Source organism: Mesorhizobium delmotii (assembly GCF_900149755.1).
Taxonomy (GTDB): Bacteria; Pseudomonadota; Alphaproteobacteria; order Rhizobiales; family Rhizobiaceae; genus Mesorhizobium; species Mesorhizobium delmotii.
In genome coordinates, this window is record NZ_FUIG01000063.1 from 1 (window position 1) to 25,385 (window position 25,385).

18 protein-coding genes and 13 pseudogenes are annotated in these 25,385 nt (G+C 60.1%); 16 read left to right on the forward strand and 15 right to left on the reverse strand.

What is annotated here, in order from left to right:
* On the forward strand, positions 1-183 hold a 183-nt coding region (locus BQ8482_RS38805), incomplete at its 5' end, for a hypothetical protein (RefSeq protein WP_208867913.1).
* Between the two features lie 256 nt (positions 184-439).
* Here BQ8482_RS38805 and BQ8482_RS40810 read toward each other — a convergent pair.
* Positions 440-975 (reverse strand): annotated as a pseudogene (locus tag BQ8482_RS40810) (3-keto-5-aminohexanoate cleavage protein).
* A 61-nt stretch (positions 976-1,036) separates the two neighbouring features.
* Here BQ8482_RS40810 and BQ8482_RS40815 point away from each other — a divergent pair.
* The 3 genes and pseudogenes from BQ8482_RS40815 to BQ8482_RS32020 form a co-directional block, all read left to right on the forward strand.
* Positions 1,037-1,251: pseudogene (locus BQ8482_RS40815) on the forward strand (transposase); the annotation flags it as partial.
* A pseudogene (locus tag BQ8482_RS38810) lies at positions 1,247-1,546 on the forward strand (integrase core domain-containing protein); the annotation flags it as partial. The pseudogenes BQ8482_RS40815 and BQ8482_RS38810, both read left to right, overlap by 5 nt.
* A 397-nt stretch (positions 1,547-1,943) precedes the next feature.
* Positions 1,944-3,317 (forward strand): glutathionylspermidine synthase family protein, encoded by a 1,374-nt coding sequence (locus BQ8482_RS32020; protein WP_123151212.1) that lies wholly within the window; start codon positions 1,944-1,946, stop codon positions 3,315-3,317.
* Between the two features lie 398 nt (positions 3,318-3,715).
* On the opposite strand, the pseudogene tnpC reads toward BQ8482_RS32020, so the two are convergent.
* Positions 3,716-5,247, reverse strand: a pseudogene (tnpC, locus tag BQ8482_RS32025) (IS66 family transposase).
* Positions 5,248-5,316: 69 nt separating this feature from the next.
* On the reverse strand, positions 5,317-5,535 hold the full coding sequence (gene tnpB, locus BQ8482_RS40820) for an IS66 family insertion sequence element accessory protein TnpB (protein ID WP_123151213.1): 219 nt from the start codon (positions 5,533-5,535) through the stop codon (positions 5,317-5,319).
* A gap of 190 nt (positions 5,536-5,725) precedes the next feature.
* Here tnpB (BQ8482_RS40820) and BQ8482_RS39805 point away from each other — a divergent pair, with 190 nt between their 5' ends.
* Genes BQ8482_RS39805 through BQ8482_RS32045 form a run of 3 tightly spaced genes read left to right on the forward strand, consistent with a single transcriptional unit; the run spans position 5,726 to position 7,810 of the window.
* The gene (locus tag BQ8482_RS39805; protein WP_244603081.1) at positions 5,726-6,211 is read left to right on the forward strand and encodes a hypothetical protein; all 486 of its coding nucleotides are present in this window, start codon (positions 5,726-5,728) and stop codon (positions 6,209-6,211) included.
* The gene (locus BQ8482_RS32040; protein ID WP_244603079.1) at positions 6,093-6,806 is read left to right on the forward strand and encodes a tyrosine-type recombinase/integrase; all 714 of its coding nucleotides are present in this window, start codon (positions 6,093-6,095) and stop codon (positions 6,804-6,806) included. The genes BQ8482_RS39805 and BQ8482_RS32040 overlap by 119 nt, the downstream gene beginning before the upstream one ends.
* Positions 6,803-7,810, forward strand: coding sequence for a tyrosine-type recombinase/integrase (locus BQ8482_RS32045; RefSeq protein WP_123151214.1), 1,008 nt, complete (start codon positions 6,803-6,805; stop codon positions 7,808-7,810). Before BQ8482_RS32040 ends, BQ8482_RS32045 begins: the two co-directional genes overlap by 4 nt.
* An 85-nt stretch (positions 7,811-7,895) precedes the next feature.
* On the opposite strand, the pseudogene tnpB (BQ8482_RS32050) reads toward BQ8482_RS32045, so the two are convergent.
* Both tnpB (BQ8482_RS32050) and tnpA read right to left on the reverse strand, forming a co-directional pair.
* A pseudogene (gene tnpB / locus BQ8482_RS32050) lies at positions 7,896-8,012 on the reverse strand (IS66 family insertion sequence element accessory protein TnpB); the annotation flags it as partial.
* The gene (gene tnpA, locus BQ8482_RS32055; protein WP_123151215.1) at positions 8,009-8,455 is read right to left on the reverse strand and encodes an IS66-like element accessory protein TnpA; all 447 of its coding nucleotides are present in this window, start codon (positions 8,453-8,455) and stop codon (positions 8,009-8,011) included. The gene tnpA and the pseudogene tnpB (BQ8482_RS32050), both read right to left, overlap by 4 nt.
* Before the next feature lie 306 nt (positions 8,456-8,761).
* Here tnpA and BQ8482_RS32060 point away from each other — a divergent pair.
* A pseudogene (locus BQ8482_RS32060) lies at positions 8,762-9,785 on the forward strand (IS110 family RNA-guided transposase).
* Between the two features lie 368 nt (positions 9,786-10,153).
* Here the strand turns inward: BQ8482_RS32060 and BQ8482_RS38815 are convergent.
* The gene (locus BQ8482_RS38815) at positions 10,154-10,342 is read right to left on the reverse strand and encodes a hypothetical protein (protein ID WP_208867915.1); all 189 of its coding nucleotides are present in this window, start codon (positions 10,340-10,342) and stop codon (positions 10,154-10,156) included.
* A gap of 97 nt (positions 10,343-10,439) precedes the next feature.
* On the opposite strand from BQ8482_RS38815, the gene BQ8482_RS32070 reads away from it, so the two are divergent.
* The 5 genes and pseudogenes from BQ8482_RS32070 to BQ8482_RS32085 all read left to right on the forward strand — a co-directional run bounded on the left by BQ8482_RS32070 (position 10,440) and on the right by BQ8482_RS32085 (position 14,981).
* Positions 10,440-10,892 carry an Lrp/AsnC family transcriptional regulator gene (locus BQ8482_RS32070; protein ID WP_123151216.1) on the forward strand — a complete coding sequence of 151 codons (453 nt, stop codon included), beginning with the start codon at positions 10,440-10,442 and terminating at the stop codon, positions 10,890-10,892.
* A 268-nt stretch (positions 10,893-11,160) separates the two neighbouring features.
* Positions 11,161-12,190 (forward strand): annotated as a pseudogene (locus tag BQ8482_RS32075) (IS5 family transposase).
* 532 nt (positions 12,191-12,722) lie between these two features.
* Positions 12,723-12,920 carry a hypothetical protein gene (locus BQ8482_RS32080; protein WP_123151217.1) on the forward strand — a complete coding sequence of 66 codons (198 nt, stop codon included), beginning with the start codon at positions 12,723-12,725 and terminating at the stop codon, positions 12,918-12,920.
* The gene (locus BQ8482_RS39815; protein ID WP_244603077.1) at positions 12,910-13,632 is read left to right on the forward strand and encodes a recombinase family protein; all 723 of its coding nucleotides are present in this window, start codon (positions 12,910-12,912) and stop codon (positions 13,630-13,632) included. The genes BQ8482_RS32080 and BQ8482_RS39815 overlap by 11 nt, the downstream gene beginning before the upstream one ends.
* The gene (locus BQ8482_RS32085) at positions 13,563-14,981 is read left to right on the forward strand and encodes a recombinase family protein (RefSeq protein ID WP_244603078.1); all 1,419 of its coding nucleotides are present in this window, start codon (positions 13,563-13,565) and stop codon (positions 14,979-14,981) included. Before BQ8482_RS39815 ends, BQ8482_RS32085 begins: the two co-directional genes overlap by 70 nt.
* A 23-nt stretch (positions 14,982-15,004) precedes the next feature.
* On the opposite strand, the pseudogene BQ8482_RS32090 reads toward BQ8482_RS32085, so the two are convergent.
* From BQ8482_RS32090 to BQ8482_RS38505, 4 genes and pseudogenes are all read right to left on the reverse strand, one after another.
* A pseudogene (locus BQ8482_RS32090) lies at positions 15,005-16,025 on the reverse strand (IS3 family transposase); the annotation flags it as partial.
* A gap of 87 nt (positions 16,026-16,112) precedes the next feature.
* Positions 16,113-16,405 (reverse strand): annotated as a pseudogene (locus BQ8482_RS32095) (IS481 family transposase); the annotation flags it as partial.
* 72 nt (positions 16,406-16,477) lie between these two features.
* The gene (locus tag BQ8482_RS32100) at positions 16,478-17,323 is read right to left on the reverse strand and encodes a LuxR family transcriptional regulator (protein WP_123151220.1); all 846 of its coding nucleotides are present in this window, start codon (positions 17,321-17,323) and stop codon (positions 16,478-16,480) included.
* Between the two features lie 138 nt (positions 17,324-17,461).
* The gene (locus tag BQ8482_RS38505) at positions 17,462-17,710 is read right to left on the reverse strand and encodes a hypothetical protein (RefSeq protein ID WP_165848804.1); all 249 of its coding nucleotides are present in this window, start codon (positions 17,708-17,710) and stop codon (positions 17,462-17,464) included.
* Positions 17,711-18,571: 861 nt separating this feature from the next.
* Between BQ8482_RS38505 and BQ8482_RS32105 the strand changes: the two are divergent.
* Positions 18,572-19,677 (forward strand): annotated as a pseudogene (locus BQ8482_RS32105) (IS110 family RNA-guided transposase).
* A gap of 330 nt (positions 19,678-20,007) precedes the next feature.
* Here BQ8482_RS32105 and BQ8482_RS40825 read toward each other — a convergent pair.
* Together BQ8482_RS40825 and BQ8482_RS40830 are read right to left on the reverse strand one after the other, a co-directional pair.
* Positions 20,008-20,613, reverse strand: coding sequence for a transposase (locus tag BQ8482_RS40825; RefSeq protein WP_425294157.1), 606 nt, complete (start codon positions 20,611-20,613; stop codon positions 20,008-20,010).
* On the reverse strand, positions 20,498-21,106 hold the full coding sequence (locus BQ8482_RS40830; RefSeq protein WP_425294156.1) for a helix-turn-helix domain-containing protein: 609 nt from the start codon (positions 21,104-21,106) through the stop codon (positions 20,498-20,500). The genes BQ8482_RS40825 and BQ8482_RS40830 overlap by 116 nt, the downstream gene beginning before the upstream one ends.
* A gap of 45 nt (positions 21,107-21,151) precedes the next feature.
* Between BQ8482_RS40830 and BQ8482_RS32115 the strand changes: the two genes are divergently transcribed.
* Positions 21,152-21,457 (forward strand): LexA family protein, encoded by a 306-nt coding sequence (locus BQ8482_RS32115; RefSeq protein ID WP_123151218.1) that lies wholly within the window; start codon positions 21,152-21,154, stop codon positions 21,455-21,457.
* 107 nt (positions 21,458-21,564) lie between these two features.
* Here BQ8482_RS32115 and BQ8482_RS32120 read toward each other — a convergent pair whose 3' ends face one another.
* Entirely contained in the window at positions 21,565-22,851 is a 1,287-nt protein-coding gene (locus BQ8482_RS32120) for an ATP-grasp domain-containing protein (protein WP_123151219.1), read from the reverse strand.
* A 656-nt stretch (positions 22,852-23,507) separates the two neighbouring features.
* Between BQ8482_RS32120 and BQ8482_RS32125 the strand changes: the two are divergent.
* Positions 23,508-23,989: pseudogene (locus BQ8482_RS32125) on the forward strand (Tn3 family transposase); the annotation flags it as partial.
* Positions 23,990-24,141: 152 nt separating this feature from the next.
* Here BQ8482_RS32125 and BQ8482_RS32130 read toward each other — a convergent pair.
* Positions 24,142-24,708, reverse strand: a pseudogene (locus BQ8482_RS32130) (cysteine peptidase family C39 domain-containing protein).
* Between the two features lie 526 nt (positions 24,709-25,234).
* A pseudogene (locus BQ8482_RS32140) lies at positions 25,235-25,385 on the reverse strand (transposase); the annotation flags it as partial.

A 25,385-nucleotide genomic window follows, 5' to 3' on the forward strand; every position in this document is an offset into this window, starting at 1 on the left:
TTTTATAAAGCCGTGAGGATTCTTTCAATAGTCGCCGTAAGTGGCGATACTTTCATTGCAGTCGCTTTGCGGTTTGAAGCAATAAAATCGATTTTTAACCTCAGACCGCAAGAAATTAGCCGCCACCCACAGGACCTCCAGCGGTCCGATATTTCAAACTGTACCGCGGCAGTCCTTGAGTAAGCGCGAGGCCGACCTCATCGGGCGCGGCGCCACCGAGAGGTGATGGCACCGCAAAGGACGGAAAGGTCAACGCGCACGGCACTAGTGAGCGCCAACTCGCGCTCACCGCCCAGTGGAACAAAATCACGCGAAACCCTCCGAAAATTGATTGCGACGCCCCGTCAGATCGGCTGCAGCGCAGAACGGTCACGCCATCCTCCTCAAGCCGATCATAGCTATGGGCCTGCTGCCCACCTTAACCTCCACTTGGTCGATGCTAGTCTTCGATCCCTCTCCATAATTCACGAGGCTGTTGCGCTGATATAGGTTTCCTTCCTGCAGCGGCGAGAGTTGCCGCTGTCAGGTGGACAAGATCGGCGTTGCTTGCTGCAATCGAGCCAGCAGGCCTCCAGAAATTGTTCTCGAAGCCAACCCGGCCATGGCCGCCGAGCAATGCGCCTGCGACAACGCATGCTGCGTCGTGCCGGCCGAAGGCACACAGGCTCCAAAAGCGGAAGCGGGTCATGTCGGGAGCAAGAAATGACGAAAGGCCCTTGGGATGCGAGGTCTGGCCGACGGTGTAGCGCCGAGCACAAAGAGGACGGGCAGGTCGCGCCAGGGGATCAAGCCGCGACGCTGCAGTTCTGCGAGGCGTATGGTCTCGGCCGGCTCGTAGAGGATGATCTGCGGCAGGACCCGCTCCCGCTGGAGCCAGGCCAGGAAATCAGCAAAGGGCTTTTCATCTTCAGGCCCCGTCAGGAATTCGCGCAATGCCAGGGATGCTGCTTCCGGCGCCTCTGTCACCTGCACCACTCTAATCTGTTGCTACGGTTCGTAAATGCCGAGCGCCTCTGTGGTGATCTGCACTATCAGGCGCTCGCCTCTCACCCGGGTCGGCAAGCTCGAGCTGGGTTCCGCAGGACCGGCAGGGGCGCGTCTCCACGCCCTCGTCGATCTCGGCCATCAACGAGCGCCCGGACGAGAGCCTGAGGGCCTTTTCCGCGCGCCCGCCGCAAGAGCCGTTTGCCTACCTCATCCTCAAGGCCCTACGAGAGGCTGCGGGAAGCCGGATTCGTCACGAGCCAGGCGGATTCCCGTTGATCAAGGCTCGGAGTTCATCTCCCGCGACCTGGACCTGTGGGGCCTACTAGAACGGCGTCACCCTCGACTTCTCGCGGCCAGGCAAACGGATGGACAATGCGATCATCGAGGCGTTCAGTCCGGCTGCGGGCGGAATGTTTGAACGCTCACTGGTTCCTGAGCTTGTAGATGCGGCGGAGAAGTCGGATCTTGGCGCAGAGAACAACGGCCACACGGCGCGATCGGGAAGAAGGTCCCGGCAGCGCTCATGACATCGGCACACGAAGCCAACCCGTGTTGTTGATCAGGGTCAGAAAAACTCTGGCGCCTGCCGAGAGTGCATTGGGGAGCGGTCCAAAACGACCGAGGCTGTGACCGTCGCAGGATAAGTTCAGTGGCAGGTCACCTTCACTCTCTGCAGGGATGAACCGCGGAACAGTGCCGAAGGCACGTCATTGCGGTCAGCGTCAAGCCACTAGATTTGGCAGTTCCTGAAAAACGTCAACACACTATCTTCAAGGCCTGTCAGCGACTAACCGGGCACAAAATGGCCCGGCCACGCGACGCTAAACGGGATGATATTGTCCGAGGTCTGGGCCTGCTGACTGGCTGACCGGATCGCGCTAAGTCGCGCTGTGCTCAGGATACCGTCGGGTTGCGGAAACTACCAATACCATAGGGCCACTAGAGAGGAACTGCCCATGACAATTGCGACGGTGCCTGCAATCAGCGAGGCGGATGCGCGAATTGAGCGCCGACTTTGCGAGCTTGCAACTTACGATTCAGCCTCAATCTGGGAGGCTCAAGACGAACTATCCAGCGCGATTGCAGAGGCGGGCATGCACTTTGAGGGGCGTGCGTATCCGGTATGTCTCCGGCCCCTTGCGATAGACTGCGGTCTGGCAAATCACCTCACCGCTACCGCTGAGGCCGTGATCAAGCTCCTTGATGTCGCCGCTGAGTTGTATTGCTGCAATGAAGACGTACAAGACCTATTTCCGGCTTATAAACATTTGCGGCATTGGATCACTATTCTCCCAAAACATCGGCCGATTGTAAGAATTTGCCGACTGGATGGCCTTTTCGGCAGCGATGGCTATTATAAGATAATTGAAACGAATACCGAAGCGCCCGGCGGAGTTATTCAGAACGGCCTCGCCGCAAAAGTCTGGAGCCGTATACCCAACCCATTGACACATGGCCTGTCACTAGACGTGAGCAAGCAGCCTTTCGCGAAAGATCCGACCTGCTTTGTCCGGGAGCTGGTGTCTGCCTATCACTCTGCGGCCGGCAGCGAACTGAAAACTGCAGCCGTAGTCAACTTTCGTGGACGCTATGCGAATGAAGTAGATTGGATCGTTAACGGGCTAAGAGACGCGGGCGTCAAAGCGACGTTGCTGGATGTTAGCACGATGAAGCTGACCCCTCGTGGGCTAGTCGGCCCAGATGGGGAACTCATAGAGCTTGTTTACAATAAACTCGATCCTAGGGACGTTATTGAAGCCTGTGAAGCTGAGGATTACTTACGCGCCTGTGCGGCTCAAGAGGTAGTTTCGATAAACCCGTGGGTCTCCCAGTGCGTACTGTCTGACAAGGCTATCCTTGCTTTACTCAGCGATGATCGGTTCAGCTCGAACTTCAACGCCGAGCAGATCTCGCTTATTGCACGCCACGTTCCATGGACCCGCCTCGTTAGGGAGGGAGTAACGACTGACCCAAATCGGCGTCGGATCGAGCTCATCAGCTACATCCGGAAGAACAAGACCGATCTTGTTCTGAAGCCCTCTAACGCGACGCGTGGTGAGCATGTCTTGGTTGGGCGCCTCACATCCTCAGAGGCGTGGGAAGAACACATTGACCGGGCCGCTCGCAACCCTTACGTCGTTCAAGAGTACATCGCGCCCGGAGAGGTTACGGCTCTGCACCCGCCAAGCCGGTCGTTCAAGAAAATGGCGTATGGAATTGACTGTTACGTATTCGGTGGCCGCCTGGCAGGTTTTCAATCGCGCGCAAGCCTCGATCCTGTGATGAACGTTGGGCGAAGCGGGATTCTATTGCCGATAGCTATCGACTAAATTTCGCGCCTGAGCTCGCCAGGACGTCCCACTTGCGAGTATGCGGCTCGGTATTGTCCAAGTTGGCGAAACGCGGTCGATGTTCTTGGATGAGAGCGTTCGCAGGCGCGTGGTCCGCCAGGAGAGCTTCCACCCACCGACCTTCAACTCCGTATTTACCATCCTGGCACATGCCTACGCGCAGTGTCGCTCGAACAAGGGCGCACCGGGGGTAGACGGTTCAGGACTTCGCGGACGTCGCGGCGTATGGCGCCGAAACGAGCGTGCGAACGCTAGGACACTTGTTACGCGACCAGGAAGCCGGCCGCGGCTTGCCGGCCTGGCTTTCCCGTGTTGTAGACCATCACGTACGCAAGATGAGTAGCCCGACTCTGCACGAATCCTCGTAAGCGCTGTTCTCAGGTCACGGCCTTGAGCTCGAGCTTGTTGATGTAGACCCAAGGCAGGAGATCGTCGATCTGGCTGTTGGGGTGGCCGTTGACGATCCTGGTGAGGAGATCGGCGAGATAGCCGAGCGGTTCGACACCATTGAGCTTGCAGGTTTCGATCAGCGAGGCGATGACTGCCCAGTGTTCGGCGCCGCCGTCAGAGCCTGCGAAGAGCGCGTTCTTGCGGTTGAGCGCGATCGGACGGATCGAGCGTTCGACGGTGTTGCTGTCGATCTCGATGCGGCCGTCGTCAAGGAAGCGCGAGAGGCCTTCCCAGCGCGAGAGCGTGTAGCGGATCGCCTCGGCGAGCTTTGTCTTCTGGCTGATCAGCCCGAGCTTTTCGCGAAGCCATGGTTCGAGTTCGACGACGATCGGGCGGCTCCTGTCCTGGCGCACGACACGGCGCTGCTCGGCCGATCGTCCACGGACGTCGTCTTCGACGCGATAGAGTTCCGCGATCCGTCTCAGCGCCTCGCTGGCGATTGGCGCGGGACCGGCCGCGGCGAGCTCGTAGAAGCGCCGGCGCACATGTGCCCAGCAGAAGGCGAGCGTCACGCCGCTCTTGTCGGCGAGCACGCGATAGCCGCCATAGCCGTCGACCTGCAGGATTCCGGCAAAGCCCACCAGATGAGCGATCGGACGCTCGGCCTTCCGATCCGGCGCATAGACATAGGCGACGCCCGGCGGGTCGCTCCCCTCCCATGGTCGGTCATCGCGGGCATAGGCCCAGAGTTAACCTGTCTTGGTCTTGCCGCGGCCGGGATCGAGCACTGGCGCGGTCGTCTCGTCGGCGAAGAGTTTTGGCGAGGACTTCAGCTTGCCAAGCAGCCGCTCATGCACCGGACGCAGATGCCAGGCGGCGCGGCCGACCCAGTCGGCGAGCGTGGACCGGTCGAGATTGATGCCCTGCCGGGCATAGATCTGCGCCTGACGATAGAGCGGCAGGTGGTCAGCATATTTTGAGACCAGCACCTGGGCGACCGTCGCCTCGGTCGGCAGGCCGCCCTCGATCAGCCGGGCGGGCGCCGGAGCCTGAACCACTACATCCTCACAGGCGCGGCAGGCATATTTGGGCCGGCGCACGACGATCACGCGCAGCTGCGCCGGAACGATGTCGAGCCGCTCGCTCATGTCCTCGCCGATCCGATGCAAGCCATTGCGGCAGCACGGGCAGGCATGATCCTCGATGTCGACGACCATCTCACGCGCGGCAGATGGGGTGGCAGCCCGCCGCGGTTCGCCCTGCGCTTGGCGACAGGCGCCTGACGTTCGCCAAGAGCGGTCTGTGCCTGCTCTTCGTCACCGGCGGCCTCGATCTGTTCGGCCTCTTCGAGCCCCAGCAGCAATTGATCCTCGGGGAGCGTCTCGGCACGCCGGCCGAAGCGATGACGCTGCAATTCCTTGATGATCTGAATCAGACGGGCATTCTCGACGTCGCGCGCCAGGACCATCGCCTTCAGCGCATCCGGATCGTCGGGAAGCTGGTCAGCCGTCATCGCCATGAGCGGATCAGACCATATTCGCCGACAGTCCGCGACAGCGGAATCCAGGCTGATTCACTTCGTCGCGGGTCAGCCCGCCTGGGCTGGAACGCGAGTCCGGCGCGCTTCGTGGACCCGCCGCCAGTCGAGCCCTTCCAATAGCGCCGATAGTTGCGCAGCCGTCAGTCTCATCACGCCGTGCACTTCGGCCAGCGGAACTCCATCCTCCAGACGCTTGGCATAGAGGCAGACGCCGGTGCCGTCCCAGAAGATCAGCTTGATCCGGTCCGTCCGCTTCGCCCGGAAGATCGTAGACCGTGCCGCTGAACGGTTATGTGGCGCGCCACATAACCGTTCTTATGGGTCGGGCGAGATTATGTGGCGGAGCCGCCCTGACCCCTTTCGGGCCGGCCAAACCCAGCTTGCCTCCGCCACATAATATTTCATGCCTCTCTCATGGCGCGGGATTCCCCTGGTGCCACAACGCCGGAGGGGCAGAATGCTAGAGTTCTATTTTTCCTATTGTGGGGTGCTCAAGCGCCTGCGTAGCGGTGCACTCGGTGGCGAGATGGATTGCCTCGCAGAGCATTTTTTCGCCCTTGGTTACAAGCGAGTGTCCGCCAAGATTTACCTGAGCCGGATCGCGCGCTTTAGCCAGTTTGCCGCAACGCGCTGTGGTCGGATGCCGATCCATCAAGATGTCGTCGACAGCTATTTATGCACGTTTACTACGGATTCTCCACGCATTGGGGCCGCATCGGCGCTGGGACATGCACGGCGAGTGGCTCCGGAGCGCTTCATTGCTTCCGCTCCCAGGGTAGATGATGATCAGCGGCGCCGCCAACAGCCGCGCCATTCGCCATGGCGTGCTTCGCCGGTTTTACGAGTATCTCGCCGTCTACGACGCCCGGACCGAGGGCTTGGACCGCAGAGCTTTCCCCAGATCCAGAGCGATTCCGCCTCCGCGTATTCTCAGCGAGGCTGAGTTGACGTCACTCATCGAAGCATGCGCCCGCATTTCGCCTAGCGTCCCTCTGCGAGGGCGGACGATGGCGACGCTGATCGGATTGTTGGCGAGTTCGGGGCTGCGATCGGGGGAAGCAGTCGGGCTTGATCGTTCCGACGTTGATCTCACCAACGGGGTTCTCCTCGTTCGGAAGACAAAGTTCCGCAAGGATCGTCTCGTTCCAGTTCACACGACAACCCAGGGTGCCCTTGGTTGCTATGCCCGTGAGCGCGACGCCGCTTTCCCCATACCCAAGGATCAGGCCTTCTTCCTCAGTTCCCGGGGCAACCGCCTCTCGGCGACCGGCCTGCAAAACGGCTTTGCCGAGGTCCGTAAACTCGCCGACTTTGATGGCGGTAAACCGTTAAGGCCGCACGATCTCAGGCACCGGTTTGCCGTGACCCGCCTCAGCCTCTGGCACCAACAGCGCGCCGACGTTCAGGCGCTATTGCCTTTGCTCGCCACATATCTCGGCCACGTTAGTTACAGCGACACGGCCTACTACCTCACGGGCTCGGCGGAGCTCCTCGCTATCGCGGCTGAGCGTGCCGCCCTCGATGGAGGCGCAGCATGAGCGAACACCTGCTCCTGGCGCCGCTCCTGGAGTCCTATTTCCGCCGGCGCCTGACGAAGCAGCGCAATGCGACTCCCGCGACCGTGTCCAGCTATCGCGACGCCTTGCGCATGCTGATCCTCTTTGCCGCCGACCGGTTGCGTAAGAAGCCGGCGGCGTTGGCGCTCGAAGATCTCGATCGAGACCTCGTTCTCGCTTTTCTCGACGAACTCGAGGAGAAGCGGAACAATTGCGTCGCCACGCGCAACGCCCGCTTGGCCGCGATCCGATCTTTTTTCCACCACGTCGCTGCCGCCGACCCGGCGTCCTTCGGTGTGGCCCAACGCGTGCTGTCGATTCCCATTAATCGGGCGCACGTCGAGGTAACGCACCATCTCACCAAGGCCGAAGTGGATACCCTCATCGCGGCGCCTGATCCAAAGACGCCTCGTGGTCGGCGCGACCGAGCCTTTCTGCTCTTCCTGGCACGGACCGGCGCCCGGGTCTCGGAAGCCACCGGCGTCAACGCAAACGACCTTCAGTTGGAGCGCTCTCACCCGCAAGTGCTGCTGCGCGGCAAGGGGCGCAGAGACCGCGTCGTGCCCATTCCTAAGGACCTGGCGCGAGCGCTGACGACCTTGTTGGGCGAGCGCGGGATCACCCATCACGAGCCGCGACCGATATTCGTCGGCGCCCGCAACGAGTGCCTGACTCGTTTCGGAGCGACCTATATCGAGCGGCGTGCGGCCACCGAGGCCGAGCCTACCAGGCCGGCCTTGGCCGACAAGCCCATATCGCCGCACATCTTCCGGCACTCCCTCGCCATGAAGCTTCTCCAGTCCGGCGTGGACCTTTTGACGATCCAAGCCTGGCTCGGGCACGCACAGGTCGCCACGACCCATCGCGATGCCGCAGCGGATGTCGAGATGATGCGCAATGGACTCGAGAAGGCGGGCGTCACCGGCGATCGCGGCGTGCGTTTCCGGCCAAATGACTCCGTTCTGCAACTGCTGAACTCCATCTGAATATTATGTGGCGGAGGCAAGCTGGGTTTGGCCGGCCCGGAAGGGGTCAGGGCGGCTCCGCCACATAATCTCGCCCGACGCATAAGAACGGATCAGCGCCCATCGTCTCGCGCACCAGCGCCGCCAGCCCCTCCGCGCCCTTGCGGAAGTCCACTGGCTTCGTCGCCACCATGACCTTGACCGCACCCGTCGGCCCGATCACGTCGTTGCCTTAAGCGCGCGGATTATAGCAGCCACCGTCTTGGTGTCGGCGCCGCGGCCAACGCGCATGGCGACACCGCCGATCTCAAGCTCGATCACTCCGGCGTCGCGGACCGCCTTCTGCTTCCGTGGTCGTCCTGGGCGCTGCGCCACCGGTTCCGGCAAAGACGCTGCAACCACCGCAGGAACGAACAGGGATTCTGATGCCGGCGCCTCCGCCGAGGGCTGACGCGCAGCCCGGCGCCAAGCAAACAATTGCTGCGGGGAAAGCGCATATCGGCGAGCTACAGCACAAACCGTCTCGCCAGCCTCGTAGCTCTCCGCAACGATCCGCGCCTTCTCCTCTGGAGGCCATTCGCGTCGCCGGCCGGAGCCCGTGAACACCTCGAACCGGCGCACCGGCTCCACGTCGTTCGACTTAAGCGTAAGCTCTGAAATCGTCATATATCGAAGCCCTCAAAGACTCCGAACATCGTCCTTCACGCCGATCCCCGAAAGGTGCCCTCGGAACATCGCTTACGAATCCTCCGCGAAGTCTGCGATCGTGTCCAACTCGCCCGTCTCGAAGATCGGGTAATCACAGCCTTTCGCAACAGCAGGAAACACCGCGCTTTGGGTAGGCCAGCAGCACGGCCGTGTGGCCGTCATGGTCGCATGCGTTCTTGCCAGATAATTTGATGGGGTGGAGCGGCCTACGCCTCGCAGTATGCCAGGATGGCAGCTGTGACGAAGATCGAAAGGAAGCACTCCATGAACGAGATTTCCACAATCGGACTGGACCTCGCCAAGAATATTTTTCAGGTCCACGGCATTGATGCCGCACGGCAGGATGTCATCCGCAAGCCTTTGCGCCGTGGCGAGGTGCTGAAATTCTTCGCGAGCCTTCACCCCTGCCTGATCGGCATCGAGGCTTGTGCGACAGCTCATCATTGGGGCCGGGAATTAGGCAAGCTGGGCCATACGGTCCGTCTGGTGCCCCCAGCTTACGTGAAAGCCTATGTCAAGCGTGACAAAACCGATGCGGCCGACGCGGAGGCGATCTGCGAGGCCGTTACACGGCCAACCATGCGCTTCGTCGCGGTCAAGAGCATGGAACAGCAGGGGGTGCTGATGCTGCACAAAACTCGAGACCTCTTGATCCGGCAACGCACGATGTTGATCAACGCCTATCGTGGACACCTTGCTGAACTCGGCATCATCGCTGCGCAGGGATCCGCTGGTGTGAAAACGGCAATCGAAGCTTTTCATATGGCACAGGACAACTTGCCCGCACTGGCATGCAATGCGCTACACGGACTGATCGACCAGATGCGCGTTCTTGCCCGTGAAATCGAAAAGATCGAAAAGACGATCTTGACCTGGTACCGCCAGAACGCGGCGAGCCGGCGTCTAGCCGCAATCCTGGGCATCGGACCTATCACCGTGAGCGCCATCACGGCGGCGGTACCCGACGCGACGCTATTTTCTTCGGGCCGCTCCTTCACAGCATGGCTTGGTCTGACACCGCGCTCATATAGCAGCGGCGGCAAGGAGAAACTTGTCGGTATAAGCAAGCGCGGCGATAGCTATATTCGGCGATTGCTCGTTATCGGGGCCACGCGCGGTGATCCGTCGAGCGCGACAGGACAATGCCAGCAAGAACTGGGCCGCCAAGCTACTTACGCGTAAGCCGGCCCGGCTAGTCTCGGTGGCCCTCGCCAACAAGACAGCGCGCATCGCTTGGGCCCTGCTGGCGCGGAACGAAACCTATGTCGCTGGAGCAGTGGCGCCATAACAGAATCTTCCGTTCGGCAGTACCGAGTAGCAAGCTGGACGGTAGGTAGCGAGGGTGATGAGATGTGATGGCAAACCGGTCGAACCGGGGATTGGATCAATCCGAGATTCTCAGGGCGCTTCGAGCGCGCCAATTTGATTGGAACCCGATCTGCGGACTTCATCAGGGCCTGCGGCCATAGGTGCCGCCTCGTAAAGGCCGGACACATGGCTTGCACCCGACCAGAGCGCCATCACTGATTTTCTCTCTTGCAACAAACGGCCGTTCCACACATGAGGACCAGGGTTGGTTTGACGCCTCATGTATTGGCAAGGCGTCCATGTCCGCCTTCAACCCGGCCGTCCGACCGATTCCGCCTTCGCCCTGAATCAGTGCGGCGATGCTTCAGCAATTCCTGTTTCCATGTGATTGACACCGCACGAGGCCAGCTTTTCCGTCACAAACTTCGCTGTGTTGTAGCTGACAATCGATCTCGGGATTTTGGTAGAAATAGCGGCGCGACCTGGGTCGACCGGGAAGCAGGCGGATTTGAGCATCTGCCGGACCAGGAACGCCATATTTGTTTCACTCTGCAGAGTGAATTGCAACAAATGTTGCGCAAATTCATGCGATTGTTAAGATCATGTAAATTCCCTAGGCATAGAGCATCATTCGGTGGACGACCTAGATCGAAGGATCCTTACGGCACTACAGACGGACAACCGGCTCTCCTTTGCGGAACTTGCGGAACTTGTCGGTTCCTCAGCCGCCTCATGCATGCGTCGAGTGAACAAGTTGCGTGCGGAAGGAGTGATCGTTGCGGACATCTCGTTGGTGGATCCGAAGGCTCTCGGCAAATCACTGACCGTTGTCCTCACGGTAGAGCTAGACCGTGAGCGTCTTGACCTCGTGGATGATTTCAAACGCGCCATGCGCGCGGCCAAGGAGGTAACCCAATGCTATATGGTTACGGGCGACGCCGATTTCGTCCTGATCGTGGGGGTTGAGGACGTCGAGGCCTTTGATGTCTTCGTCAAGACAAAGCTCTATACCAATCCGAACGTGCGAAAATTTAAGAGCATGATTACCCTTGATCGTGTCAAGTTCGAGCCACGGATCAAGGTGTAGCTTTCGGTGAGTTGTGCTGAAACCTGCGTTTTTTCTGATGACCCATTGCACGCGCAGCTTCTGATTTAACTTTTTCGCCTGGGGACTGTGCATCTAGGTGTTTAGTCCCGGCATTTTCTGGAGCGAATTTAACCTGAAGCGTCTGGCTGTGCAGCGCAGGCGTTGCAGATGACCTATAGGGTGTTAGGCCCTTGGACACCTCGAAAAACCTAGCAATCGAGAACGCATTTTGATTCACTTCGCCTAGTGATTTGCACGGAGGCGTTGGATGCGAAGCCAGGCTGGGTTCTGGGACATTGACGAGCGCTATGTCCTGCTGAGCGAGGCCGGCGATCCACTGGAGAAGCTGTACGCGGTGGTGCCGTGGGAGGTTTTCCGGAAACCGCTGGCCAAGGCGCTGAAGCGCTCCGATGGCGCCAAAGGCGGTCGGCCGCCCTTTGATGCGGTGATGATGTTCAAGGTCCTGGTTCTGCAGGCGCTCTACAGTCTCTCGTACGATCAGGCCGAGTTCCAGATCCAGGACCGGCTTTCCTTCATGCGCTTCCTCGGGTTGGGGCTCGGCGACAACGTTCACGACGCCAAGACGATCTTGTTGTTTAGGGAGCACCTCACGCAGGGCCCGGGCGGTGGAGAACCTGTTCGCCCGTTTTGACAAGCACCTCACCAAGGCCGGTTATCTGGCGATGGGTGGCCAGATCGTGGATGCCACGATCGTGGCGACGCCGAAGCAACGCAATTCCGATGCTGAAAAGGCCGACATCAAGGCAGGAAAGGTGCCGGACGAGTGGCAGAAGAAGCCAGCCAAGCTGCGCCAGAAGGACCGGGACGCGCGCTGGACCGTGAAGTTCTTGACGGCCAAGGCCGATGAGGAGGGAAAGACGAAGCAGCGCGATATCGCCGTTCCCGCCTTCCGCTACAAGAACCATGCCTCGATTGATCGCCGGCACGGCTTCATCCGCCGCTGGAACGTCACCGGCGCCTCGGCCTGGGACGGGGCGCAGCTTCGCAACGTGCTGGACAAGAACAACACCGGCTCGACGGTATGGGCCGACACCGCCTATCGCTCGAAGAAAGAATGAGGCGTGGCTGGATAAGAACGGCTACGTCTCCGAGATTCATCACAAGAAGCCGAAGGGCCGGCCGATGAGTCGATGGCACGGGCCAATGGCCGGCGCTCAAAGGACTGCGCTTTCGTCGAGCACGTCTTCGCGCAGCAGAAATCCCGCATGGGCCTTATTGTCCGCACGATCGGCATCGCCCGCGCCCGCACCAAGATCGGCATGGTGACCTGCCACTGAACTTTCATCCAGTGGCGATTAGAGCCTCGGCCGTTTTGCTCCGATACCATTCTCTGGACCGCCGGAAGGTAGAGTTTCCGGCTTTCTCACGATGGCGGGCTGGCGGCGCCATCGGGATTAAGCAACGAGATCGGGGCCTTGTGCCCGATCGCCCCATGCGGGCGCACCTCGTTGTACAACACGACGAAAGAACGCCCACAGGACCGAGGAACGCAAGTTTCTTTATCCATGGCATCCTTGGGCGGGCGTTGTGTTCACGTTCATGAGGTGATCGAGAAGGCAGACCGGGAGGTTTTCCGCTGCAGTCTCTCCGGCCACGCCTCCGATCGGTGGCTGGAGGTTCCGGCCTGGATGTTTGATCGCGCGGTCTGCACCGCGTGGCGCATTGCCGCTGCCCCACATGTCGATCCCAGAACGCTTGGCGTCTTGGTGACACTGCTGCAGGACGCGACGGCCAATTCCCACACCCCATCGCAATTGGAGGATTCGGGCGCAGCATCGGGTCCTCACGACGCGAATCGGGGAGAGGTCCATGCCGCGCCAGCCTACGACATATCAGTTCGATCTGTTCTCCAACCCGCACGACGCGCAGACCGCGCAGATGCCACCATGGCAGGCGCTGCCGGAAGAGACGCGCCTGACGCTGACAAAGCTGATGGTGCGCCTGATCCTCGACCACGTCGACGGCGAGCGCACCGTTCCACTGGAGGAGGCGCGCCATGATGCATGAGAAGATCCGGCCCCATCATCTGGAGCGCAAGGCGATCCTTTATGTGCGGCAGTCCTCGGCCCATCAGGTTCTGCACAATCGTGAGAGCCGCGCCCTGCAGTATGCGATGCGCGATCGCCTGGTGGCACTCGGCTGGTCTTGCATCGAGACGGTCGATGACGATCTCGGCCGCTCTGCTGCTGGCGGTATCGCGCGAGCGGGCTTCGATCGGATGGTCGCCGCAGTCTGTCTCGGCAAGGTTGGGGCGGTTGCGGCGCGGGAGGTATCGCGCTTCGCCCGCAACAGCCGCGACTGGCAGCAGCTCATCGAGATGTGCCGCGTCGTCGATACCGTGCTGATCGACCAGGAGACGGTCTACGCACCGCGCCAGGGCAATGACCGGCTGCTGCTGGGATTGAAGGGCAGTCTCAACGAGTATGAGCTCGATCTTCTGCGTCAGCGCTCCCTGTCGGCCCGCTATGAGAAGGCCCGGCGCGGTGAACTCGTCGTCGCTGCCCCGGTCGGCTTTGTGAAGGTCGGCGACCGGCTGGAGAAGGATCCCGATCGTCGCATGCAGGAGGCCATCACCCTTGTGTTTGACAAGGTGGCGGAACTTGGCAGTGCCCGCCAGGCCCTGCTCTGGTTCTCGAACATGGGCTGGATTTGCCTGCCAAGCGCAACAATGGCGATGTGGTCTGGCGCAGGCCAAGCTATGCGACCATCCACCGAATGATCGAGAACCCGATCTACGGCGGCGCCTACGCCTATGGTAAGACTCGTGCTGCGTCGGGATATGATGCAACAGCCATTCGCTCGCGCAGCCGCCGTAAGGCGCGTGATGAATGGCTGGCGCTGATCCCGGGTGCACACGAAGGCTACGTCGGCTGGGAAAGGGCGGAAGCGATCCGCAAGATGGTGAGCGACAACGTGCCCACGAGCCGGCATCACGGGGCGCCCAAGCATGGCGACGCTCTGCTCGCCGGCCTTGTCCGCTGCCGGCGCTGCGGCCGCAAGCTGACGGTCCGCTACACGGGAACCAAACACAACATTCCGCGCTATTCCTGCTGGCGTGGTCTGCTTGACAATGGCGAGCCGCGTTGCATCGCCTTCGGTGGACTACGCGTCGACGACGTCATCGAGGAAGCTCTTCTGCGGGTTGTCGAGCCGGGAGCGATAGCCGCGGCCGTCGAGGCCGAAGCGCAAGCGGCCAGTCGCCGCGATCAGGTCCGCGATGCTCTGATGCGCGATCGCGAGGCGGCACGCTACAGCGCCGATCGGGCATTCCGACAATACGACGCCATCGATCCGCAGAACCGGCTGGTTGCGGCGGAACTGGAGTTGCGATGGAACCGGGCGCTTACGCGTGTCGGCGAGATCGAGAGCAGGATTGCCGCGCATGATGCCTCGACATCGGAGCCATCACTTCTGTCGCCAATACACGTCACCGCGCTCGCCGCCGATCTCAAGGCTGTGTGGGCGGCGCCGACGACGGATGCAAGGCTCAAGAAGCGCATCGTTCGTACCGTCATCCGGGAGGTGGTCGCCGATATCGATGACGAAGCCTCCGAGATCGTTTTCCTGATCCATTGGGTTGGCGGCGTCCATACTGAACTGCGCCTGCCGAAGCGGCGCCGTGGACAGCGCAACAGCACGTCCGGCGATATCATCGCGGCCGTCCGCCAACTGGTGCTCATCGCCAATGATGATCTGATTGCCGGCATCCTCAACCGCAATGGACTGGTGACCGGCCACGGCAATCGATGGACACGCGAGCGGGTCACCGCGCACAGGTCGCATCATAAGATCCCTGTCTTCCGGCCAGCGGCGGACGGCAAAGAGCCATGGCTTAACCTGAACAAGGCGGCGCGCCTTCTCGGCGTTGCACCGAAGACCCTCAGGCTCGCCGCCGAGGCGGGCGAGATCGAAGGCGTTCATCCTCTGCCGGATGGTCCATGGGTCTTCAGCCGATCAACGCTTGACGAACCGGCGGCTCAGCGCATCGTTCATCGCGCGCGGCAAAACCCAAAATACCCCATGGGATCGCATCCAGATCAGCAAAACCTATTCACTTCAACGACATAGACAGATGGGTGTTATGAAACAGGATTTAAGTATCTGCGCCAATTCTCCAACTTTTCGGCGGCGTCGGCAAGGGTCAGGAACCAGTGGGCGTTCAGGCACTCCGCCCTGAAGCGGCCGTTGAAGGCTTCGATGTAGGCGTTGTCGGTGGGCTTTCCCGGCCTACTGAAGTCGAGCGTCACGCCTTTCGCGTAGGCCCATAGGTCGAGGTCGCGGGAGACGAACTCGGAGCCTTGGTCGACGCGGATCGTCTTCGGATAGCCGATCTTCGGACAGACCTGTTCCAGTGCCCTGACCACATCCTCGGCGCGATAGCTGAAGCGCGGGTCGAGCACAGGCACATAGCGGGAGAACGTGTCGACGACCGTCAGCACACGGATCTTCTTGCCCGTCGCGAGCTGATCGTGGACGAAGTCCATCGCCCAGACGTCGTTCGGGCCGACGGCTTCCTCTCGGCCTTCCCGCAGCTTCGCCTTCACACGCCGCTTCGGCGTCTTGTTCCTGAGCTGCAGGCCCAAGTCCCTGTAAATTCGATAGGTTCGCTTCATGTTGATGTCCCATCCCTCGCGCGTGAGCATTACGTGCACGCGCCGGTATCCGTAGCGGATCCGTGTGGCGCAGATGTCCTTGATCCGAGCTTCCGATGCCGGCCTGATCGCGGCGGCGGGATTTGTAGTGATAGGTCGACGTGTCGAACTCCAGAACCCGGCATGCCCGCCGGATCGACACGTTCCACTCATCACACGTCTCCGCCACCAGCTCGCGTTTGCGATCAGGCCTCACAGTTTTCGGCGAATGACGTCCTGCAGCATCTCCTTGTCCAAGGACAGAGGCCACCAGCTTCCTGAGCTTGCCGTTCTCGTCCTCAAGCTGCTTCAGCCGCTTCATCTCGGTCGGCAGCAGTCCGTCGTATTTCTTCTTCCAGTTGAAGTACGTCGCTTGGCTGATCCCCGCCCGACGACAAATCTCCGCGACGGGGATTCCGTCCGCCCCCTGCTTCAGAATGAACGCCTTCTGCGCGTCCGAGAACTTTGATGATGCCTTCATCGTCTTCCGCTCCTCCCAGCCGGGATGTTACCGCGGAAAACTCCACTTTCGAACGATCCAGTTTTCAGGGATCAGAGCACCAAAGTTTTAGATGTTTAGTCCCGGCATTTGGTGGAGTGGATCGAGCCTGAACTTTTCAGGCTCGACCGTCCATTGTTTGCAGATGAACTCGTAGGGTGGGGAGGCCCTTCAGGGTCTTCAGCCTGCGCCCAAAGTTGTAGGCTGCGACGAAGTCGTTGTCATGGGTTTCGTAGTGGTAGCGCTTGACGGTGGCTTCCTTGATCGTGCGGTTCATCCGCTCGACTTGTCCGTCGGGGGTGCTTGGTCTTTGTGAGGCGATGCTCGATGTCATTCCTGACGCAAGTGTATTCAAAGGCATGCCATTTCCTCCTTGGTCGGCGGCACAGCTAAGCCACCGGCGGGGTGTGCCAGCTTGCGGCCCGGAGAGTTTCTTACAATTCTATGACGCGCAAGTTTGCTGCTTTTATGGCGGCGGCCGTTCTGCTAGAAGTGTCCAATTTTTGCTTTACCTTTTTTATATGGAAATTGACAGTATTTACGGATATACCTAGAATAACTCCAATTTCCCACGACGATTTCCCTCTCGCTGTCCATAGAATACACTCTTTTTCTCTTACGGAAAGATTAGGAGCTTGCTCGATGGCAGTCGAGGTCGCGAACTTCGTGGCCCTAAGATGGAAATGCAACGCGGCAAGTTGCAGGTAGGTGACTGCTCTATTTGGGAATTCGCGACCCCCGGGTCGAGCAAAGCTCATGATCGCAAAGCTGCCGCCGGGGCCGCGCAACGGAACGCTAATGCCTGACCTTAAGCCGAACGTCGCAGCCTCGTCGAAAACGCGCCGTCCGTCCTCAGTCGTGCTTGCGTCGTTGTGCACCTCGCTCCATCGAAAGGCGCCTGGCCGCGTTCGACTCGCCTTGATGATGGGGTCTATCTTGTCATAACCCATTTCGAAATAGCGCTGCTGCCATTCATCAGGATAATTCAGCATGACCGCCGGACCGCGTCGGATCGGCTTCAAAAGCTTTCCGTCGGGTGTATGAGAACCATAGGCGATCCATGGGCAATCAAAGTTCAGCGCAAACGCAGATAACAGGTCGAACAACTGCTTGGATTGATCAACGCCGTCAGTCTGGTCAAGAAATCGGCCGAACTCGATCGCGAGCGCTTTCCTCGCTGCATTCGGAAAATGCATCGACGGGACCAAAGAAAACTGGTCGGGCACTCTGGTTGTCGGCCCTGGCAGTTGAGAGACCGCAGTCGTCGGCACGTGTTCCATAGTCCCTGCTCCGCAGCCATTTTCGCCGGACGTCATAAATTCTAGCATACGGCCCCAAAGCAGAAATTATTTTAGATTAAGTGTATCTGCTCCAGATTTTCGAAAAGTTTTATTTTTAACATAAATATTTAAATTCCGTCATATACTTGAACCGACTTCGGCGACTATACTGATGTCTGCGCGCGTTTTCCAAATTGCAGCGGTAAGACGGGATGAAGCGAGGCTGAATCGGAAGGGATTCCCCATTTGTCGATATATGGATCCGGCCGATTGCAACAGCTTGGCTGGGTCAGGATCAACGGTCACAACTGCTGACGTATATCCAGTTTCCTGATGCGGCTCGGCGTTCTTCGCCGCGAGCATCGATGGGTTTTCGCCCACTTGCATTCAATGCTCCTGTGAAATTGGCCGCACACATCAGGTTCGGGAAGCGACGGGGGGTGACCGTTTTTGCCCTCTCCTGCCATTTGTTGCAATTGCCGGGTGAGACCTCCTTTCCTCTCCCTTTCAGCTTTGCCTTAGGCCGCCGTCACTGACAGCGCCGGCTCGTAGCATGTCGCCACAGGGCATGGCCAACACGATGCGCGCATGCTTGTTGTCAAGACAACGGCCGCGACGTTGGGACGGCTGCGTTGCCGCAAATTGCCGAACCATAGGGTGCGCGATCCTGTTGCCGCGGGCGCGCCCAAAGCGGCGCAAGCGCCGTGGATCACGAAGATACGCAAATCGCTCGCGGCGCTTGCTGATGCCAAACAAGCGGGCGGCGCCACTCGATGGCTGTTTTGCGAAGAGGCCCAGCCGCTGATCAAGAATCCCAGGCGGAGATGGCGAGCTCGATCGGCGAATCCCACGCCGCAAACTGGGGGACCGAACCAAGCCGATAACGGAGCCGTTTAAGCAGACTGGCTCGATGTGCGCTTCGGCCCAGTATTTCACCGGGCGACGTCATCCCAATTCGAGTCCCACAGGGACACCAGCTGCTGCTGGCCCTCTGCCGGACTTGCGTTCTCGAATGCCGCGAAAGGCGCGCGCGCCCCGTCCGGCTTTGGCTTCCTCCAGGCCTCCACGATTTTTCATCCCAGCCGCTCGTTGCCCACCTCTCAACTGGCTGAGGCTTTGCTGCGCCAAGTCCTGATTCCTCTAGCCCTATGATTGCTGGGCTTGGGGTGGCCCGTCATCCGATATGCAACTGTACGAGGGTTAAGCCGGCTGGCCGGCACAGAGCCTCATGCACAGGAGACGGGCCTCATGGAACATACCAGATTTGTTGGTTTGGATATTCACAAGCAACGGATTTCGATCGCGGTGGCGGAGAGCGGACGCTCTGGATCAGTGGAATATCTTGGGGAGATTGCCATGCCATCGACAAGCTGTGCGAGCGTCTGGGACGCTCGGCAAGCCGCTGGCGTTTTGCTATGAGGCTGGTCCGTGTGGCTATGGCGTTCATCGCCAACTCACAAGCCTCGGCCATCGATGCGACGTGGTGGCGGCGTCGCTGATTCCGAGGAAGCCCGGCGATCGGGTGAAGACGAACCGCCGCGATGCCACCATGTTCGCCCGCCTCAATCGGGCCGGTGAGTTGACGCCCGTCTGGGTGCCCGACGCCGATCATGAAGCCATGCGCGACCTGGTCCGGCTGCGCAGCGTCGTGCGACGGGTGGTGACGCGAGCGCGCCAACATCTTCAAGGATTTCTGCTGCGTCAGGGACGCAAGCACGAGCGTGGGACAGCCTGGCGAATGGCTTACCGGCGATGGCTTTCGACATTGGCCTTCGAACATCCCGCGCAGCATATCGCATTTCAGGACTACGTCGATGCCGTCATGGATGCGGAACGGCGCCTGCAGCAGGTCGAGGAACAGATACTCAGCCTTCTCCCGGAATAGGACCAGCGCCCGGGTTGTTGACGCCTTGCAGGCAATGCGGGGGATCGCGCTGATCAATGCCGTGGTGCTGGTCGCGGAGGTCGGTGACTTCACACGCTTCTCCAATCCACGCCAGCTCATGGCCTACTTCGGCTTGGTTCCTGGTGAGCAATCGAGTGGCGAGACCGTCTGGCGCGGCGGAATCACCAAGACCGGCAACACCCATGCCCGGCGCGCGCTGGTCGAAGGCGCCTGGGCTTACCGGATGAGAGCACGCATCGGCCGGCACAAGGTCGACCGGATCGAGGCGTTGCCAAAAGTCGTTCGCGACATCGGATGGAAAGCGCAGGTTCGGCTGTGCACCCGATACCGTCGGCTGAGTGCGCGCGGCAAGAACGCCAACGTCGTCACCGTCGCCATCGCACGCGGGATGGTGGGCTTCATCTGGTCGATCGCCTGCACGGTTCAATCCGCGCCAAAGGCGGCGTGACCGCTATTTGATAGACAGCCAGCAGGCAGGAGATCGCAGACCCCAAGATCAGCCTCGGCGCGATATGCGGCGCTGGAGGCGGGACAATGCCGGGGAGCCCTCGTCACCACTATGAGCCTCGATGCTCGCCATCTAGACAGAGGCAGCCCCAAACGAAACAAGGTCATGCGGGCCGACCCGCGGATGAGAGATTGTTGACCGACGTTCAAGTCCCGCCTCTTGCACCTCATATCCGCCGTACAAGTGCCTCGGCCGCCAATCGGGTTCGGCGGGCCAATTTCTACGCCAAAGGCCGTTGTCAGCAATCATGAGAGTGGCTCTGCACAGGGATTATGACTCTTTGGCTGGTATTGGATAGGCTTTGGCCAATTTGAGGCGGGCCTGTTTGGTTGAGAACATCCAGTTGATGCGGGCGCCGCTGTTGTTTCGCTGGTTTTCCCAAGCGGCGACCTCGGCAGTGAGGCTGCCGCGAGTTTCGATGCGGCGGTCGAGGCATTGGCCGCGCAGGACGCCGATCTCGACGACCATGTTCAGCCAGCTGGCGTGCGTGGGGGTGTAATGGAACTCCAGTCTTTTGAGGAAGCGTCGCGCCTCTGATGGCGGCAGGGCCTGGTAGAGCGCAGCGGGCGTGTGGGTCGACAGATTGTCGAGCACCACGCGGATGGGCTCGGCCTCGGGATAATGGATATCGACGAGCTCGCGCATGCAGTGGGCAAAGTCGTGTGCCGCACGCCGCTCGGTGACTTTGACCTTGCGCCAGGAGCGGTGCGCGTCGAGGAAGACAAACAGGTTGGTGGTGCCGTTGCGCTTGTACTCGCAGTCATAGCGCTCCTGGGATCGGCTGCCGCACCTCGCTAATGAGCTGGGTCGGGCTTTCGTCGAAGCACACGACCGGCCGCTGTGGATCCGGCGCCTCGGCGTAGAGGTCGAGCACATCCTCCATGCGCGCGACATACTCGGCGTCGACTTTGGGAATGCACCACATGTTCCTGCGCCATGGCTTGAGATTGTTCTCGGCCAGACGCCGACGCACCGTCTCGCGCGACAGCTGTTCGTGCTTAGTCAACTTGACGAACGCGTCGGCCAGCAGGCTCCAGTGTCCAGCGGGCCCGTCCGGGCGGCGGCTGGAGCAGGCGGTGGCCACCAAGGCTTCCTCCTTGCCGGTCAGCTTGCGCTCTGCCCCGGCGCGCGGCTTTTCGCTGAGCGCCGCCTCGAGGCCTATCTCCACGAAGCGGTGCTTGGTGCGGTAGACCGTGGAGCCGCCGACCACCACCGTCGTCGCAATGATCTCGTCGTTCTGGCCCGCGTCGGCGGCGAGCAGGATCTGCGCCCGCGTGAGCTTGCGCGTCGGATGCTTGCCACTTCGCAGCATGGCTGTGAGTTCGTCGCGCTCGGGTTGGTCGAGATCGACGCGATAGCGTACATTCATCCGGATGGCCTCCTTCGGTTGCGGAGGTTCCGGAAGAATCGGAAAATGAATCAATTACTTGACGGACAGCCGCCTGCCCAACCCCGCTTTACCGAAAAGCAGGGACAGTATCTCGCCTTCATCTGGACCTACGGCCTGCTCAACGGGCGTTCGCCGGCCGAACGCGACATGCAGCGATTCTTCGGCGTCACCGCGCCTTCCGTCCATCAGATGATGCTCACCCTTGAGCGCGCGGGATTGATCCGCAGGCAACCGGGCCTCGCGCGCAGCATTGAACTGCTCGTCGAACCCGATAGCCTGCCCAGGTTACAACCCATCGAACCCGTCAAATCCTCTGTGCAGAGGTCCTAGTCGCTGCAACAGGTTCTCTCGGTTCAGCCAAAACCAGCCTGATCGGGTTCTATCCTCATCGATCTGCACTCTTTCGTGCTCTCGATTGCCTGAACCTTCGGCAACGATCACTCGTTACCAGCGCCACTTGCGCTAGTGCGGGAAAGTGACGGCCGCAGATTGCTCCTGCTCATCGGAAATGGTGTGATCGACCAATCTATAAAGTCGACGGCACGCTGCAGTATCGCCCTGGTCTGAGCTGGGCTGGATGAAGCGACGATGACATGTCCGATCGTGTCTCGGTAATCGCCTTTTCTGACGATCGGCGTCTTGGATTCAACATAAAATTTGACGTCAGCGACACCTGGTATACCAGCCGCCTGACGGTCGCCATCGATCCAATCGAGGATGCCGTCGCGATCAGGATTTAGGTACCGCGCGGCCGCAATGTGCGAATGCCTTCTGCGCAAGTCCCATTCCTCGCCGATGACAAGCTTGATGTGCTCGGTGACGAGATCGACACCGTAAGCGAGCTGAATCAGCCGAGGAGTGGTCCAGCCCGGAAGTCGCGGATTGACTTCGATGACGACTGGGCCACGCTTCGTCCATCGCAATTCTATGTTCGCTGGTCCCCAGCCAAGGCCGAGAGCTCGCAAACAGCTCAGCGAAACATCGGCGATACGTATATTCTCGTCATCAGTCAGCAGGGCCGGAAAGATGCTCTCACGAACGACGAAATGCGGTGGGCAGTCGAAGTCAGCGGCACCAATTGCAATGACCTCATTTCCCATCGTATCAGCGCTGTAGGATGGGCCTTGTGCGTATTCTTCGACCAATATCTTCGGCGATGACTGCCATGTGTGCCTCCCGCCCAACAGATAGTCCGCATGTTCGGCTAGCTCATCGACGTTGCGGCACAATCGGACACCGCTGCTACCGCTGCCTGTTGCTGGCTTAAGAACCACCGGCAGGCCGATCTCGGCGGCAGAGCTTTCTACGTCCGTCGCATTCACGGCCAAACGATAAGCAGGGATTGGTACGCCGGCCTCCGCGAGGAGCTGACGTTGAGAGAATTTGTCGCAGCATCGTTCAATCGATGCGGGGTTCGGTCCCGGTAGGTCCAAATGCCGGCAGAGCTTTCCGACTGTCGCATAGGCTGACTCGTCGAGGTTCGTAAAGCCAGTAATGCCAGCAATGTCATAGGTCGCACACAGCCGGGAACATTCGCGGATCAGCGCATCGAGACTGTCCGTGTCGACACGTATCGCCTCAATTCCTTCCGACGCAATGTAGTCGTATTGAGCTGGATCAGCCGACAGGGTAATTGGATGAAGACCAAGACGCTGAGCTGCCTTCACGTATAGCAGACCAATACTCCTGTGTCCTTCAACCAGGATGAGCGCTCTTCTTGCCATTGGCGTCGACCTCCGTTGCGTGCTGCGCGGTAGGCTGAGCGTGAATCGGCATCAGCTTTTTAGCCGTGCCTGACCTCAGACTTTGCAGTGAAGGTACCATTGTGAGCGATTTGCGGTCGCAAAGATTCTGTAAATTCAGGTGAAGGTATTGTTGCGGTGTTTTGGTTGCCGAAGGTGTGGCACGAAGCGTCTCGACCATTCGGAGGGTTGCGACGTTCGAGGGACGCCAGTTTGGCCCGTAAAACTTACATCTGAAGACTTAGGCCAAGCGAAGCAGGGGCGTGAGGAAGCGCTCAAGCACCAGCCTCACCTGGTCTCGACCTAGACCTTCTCCTGGTTCCGATCCACAACTTCCGGCAATGGGTTGAGGGGATGAGGAGCTCTCCGTCTCTTCTGGAGATTGTGTGATGCTCAAAAGGGCGGCATTTCGGCCGATCAGTGATCCCGCTTTGGGTGCGCCGGTCTCTGGCCTAGAGTCTGGGCCTGCGGGATTAAAAAGCGATTATAGCCGAGCGCAGCATCAACTTTGGACATTGGGTAATCGCGGGAGCGAGGCGTTGAAGATCCCGACAACTTCAAGAAGTCCCGCTCTGTCGGCGCCCTGGCTCGGTCTGAGTCGCCGCTACCAATCGGGCGGCGTCGATCCGCGCGCACCCGTTGCACCCTCGACGATTCTCAAAAAGCTGGCTGCGTCACCGAATCCGAGTCAGTTGGCCAAAGCCCCTGCGGGAGCTCGACCGTATCGAGCGATCTTTGTTCATGATCGAGTGGTATTTCAGTCCGGCTTTGCGTCGGTGCCAAGCCGGTCTCAACAAGGTTGAGGCAGCGCACAAACTCAAGCGTGCCGTCTTCTTCCATGAGCGCGGCGAATCAGGGGTCGATCATTCGAACGCCAGGCATTCCGCGCCTGTGGTCTCAATCTTGTCGTCAGTGCCATCGTCCACTGGAATACCGTATATCTCAGCCGGGCCACCGAGCACCTCCGTCAGAGTGGCCGGAATATTCCCGACACCCTGCTCAAACATATCTCTCCCCTGAGCTGGGAACACATCAACCTTACCGGCATCTCTCCTGGGACGTCGCGCCCGACCTTACGGGGGGCTTCAGGCCGCTTCGCTTGCCGGTCTTGGGCGCATAATGCTCATGTTCAGTTCGACCTAAGCGTATGAGGCCGTTATCAACCAAAGACATCTACAGCTGATTTGATGCTGACGCCTCCATTTCGGCTTCGGCGCATCTGACGACCCGTAGCGGCGCGAAACACGCTTGGCAGCAGCTCTATTAGAAAGATCAAAACGTCACTGCGATTCCGCGGTTCGCAAAGAACCGGTCGAAGCTGGCGAGCGGCAGCATGACGTCTTCCTGGTTCGTCTCGTCATGACCTGAAGGGTTATGAAAACGAATGACTCCGTTCTACGCATCCGTGACCAACACGAGATGTCCACCTTTGGATGGTGGCTCACTATCCGGCCAACGGATTGAGGGATGCACCGAGGCCATAAAAAACCGCTGCCTCGAGAGAATTTTGGGAATGTCGACGGCTTGGATATTCGTCATCACTTCTGCTCTTAGGCCGAAACGCTTGACGACAAAAGTGACGAAGGGCGCGTAGATTAGCCCTTTGATAGAGCCATCAATCTCGTTGACGACATAGCCACCATACATCGTGCAGGTTCTAGCAAGGCTAATTGTCGAGTGAGGTTCGCCGCGCGCCGCCAGGATCATTTTTAGGCAGGCCATGCCGCACAAGTTGGCAGCCCAGCGAACGTACTCCTCAATTGTGTCCGCCCCGGAATCGCGCCAAAGGGGATCGCGACGCAGTGCTGACGGTCCGTCCGCGCGTACTGCCAATGTCATTGCCGGGGTTTCCCAAGCGCGACGGCGGTCGCGTGAGCCGCGAGATGACGGTTGCGGTGAGCGCTCCTGCGGGCTCACGCTTCAAGGGATACGAGACGATCCTGGTGCGCGATCTCGTTCTGTCCGCCTAGGTGGTGCGCTATCGCCGCGAGTGCTGGGTGACACCGAGCGGCGAGAGGCTCGTGCACCGCTGCCGGCGGGGATTGTTGGCGGCTGGGGCGCGAACCTGCGCCGCTTCATCCTGTCGAGCTGGATAATGCGCGTTCATTGGTGGGTGCGCTGTCCGCTGCAAGCCACTCCATGCTTACTAAGCGGTCGCGGACGTGGGGCGGCAGTGCCGCCATGTCGCCCAGGCGGCGTTTCCTCGCCCCATCTGGCGGGGCAGCGCGGCCCACCGGCCGCCTGGTGGCGCGACTGATCGGACTTTGGCCGCTGCGGGGCTACCTCAAGGTCTGCATGGGGCGGCCGAACCCGGTCATCCCACAATTGCCTGCGGTGTCATTTCGCCCCTAGCCGGAACCGACCCCAGTTTGGCGAAGAAGCCCTCGACGGCGTTGAGCCAGGAGCAGGCTGTTGGGGTGAAATGGAAGGTCCAGCGCGGGTGGCGGTCGAGCCAAGCGCGGACCTTGTCTTTTTTGTGCGCGGCGTAATTGTCTAAAGCGTGTCGCGATTTAAGG

Coding starts and splice junctions, on each gene's coding strand:
- BQ8482_RS39815 (WP_244603077.1), top strand. CDS start 12,910: ATGATGCATGAGAAGATCCGGCCCCATCATCTGGAGCGCAAGGCGATC.
- BQ8482_RS32020 (WP_123151212.1), top strand. CDS start 1,944: ATGACAATTGCGACGGTGCCTGCAATCAGCGAGGCGGATGCGCGAATT.
- BQ8482_RS38815 (WP_208867915.1), bottom strand. CDS start 10,342: ATGGCGTTCCTGGTCCGGCAGATGCTCAAATCCGCCTGCTTCCCGGTC.
- BQ8482_RS38505 (WP_165848804.1), bottom strand. CDS start 17,710: ATGCAAGTGGGCGAAAACCCATCGATGCTCGCGGCGAAGAACGCCGAG.
- BQ8482_RS32120 (WP_123151219.1), bottom strand. CDS start 22,851: ATGGCAAGAAGAGCGCTCATCCTGGTTGAAGGACACAGGAGTATTGGT.
- BQ8482_RS32045 (WP_123151214.1), top strand. CDS start 6,803: ATGAGCGAACACCTGCTCCTGGCGCCGCTCCTGGAGTCCTATTTCCGC.
- tnpA (WP_123151215.1), bottom strand. CDS start 8,455: ATGACGATTTCAGAGCTTACGCTTAAGTCGAACGACGTGGAGCCGGTG.
- BQ8482_RS32115 (WP_123151218.1), top strand. CDS start 21,152: ATGAATCAATTACTTGACGGACAGCCGCCTGCCCAACCCCGCTTTACC.
- BQ8482_RS32080 (WP_123151217.1), top strand. CDS start 12,723: ATGCCGCGCCAGCCTACGACATATCAGTTCGATCTGTTCTCCAACCCG.
- BQ8482_RS40825 (WP_425294157.1), bottom strand. CDS start 20,613: ATGTGCTCGACCTCTACGCCGAGGCGCCGGATCCACAGCGGCCGGTCG.
- BQ8482_RS40830 (WP_425294156.1), bottom strand. CDS start 21,106: ATGAATGTACGCTATCGCGTCGATCTCGACCAACCCGAGCGCGACGAA.
- BQ8482_RS32100 (WP_123151220.1), bottom strand. CDS start 17,323: ATGGAACACGTGCCGACGACTGCGGTCTCTCAACTGCCAGGGCCGACA.
- BQ8482_RS39805 (WP_244603081.1), top strand. CDS start 5,726: ATGCTAGAGTTCTATTTTTCCTATTGTGGGGTGCTCAAGCGCCTGCGT.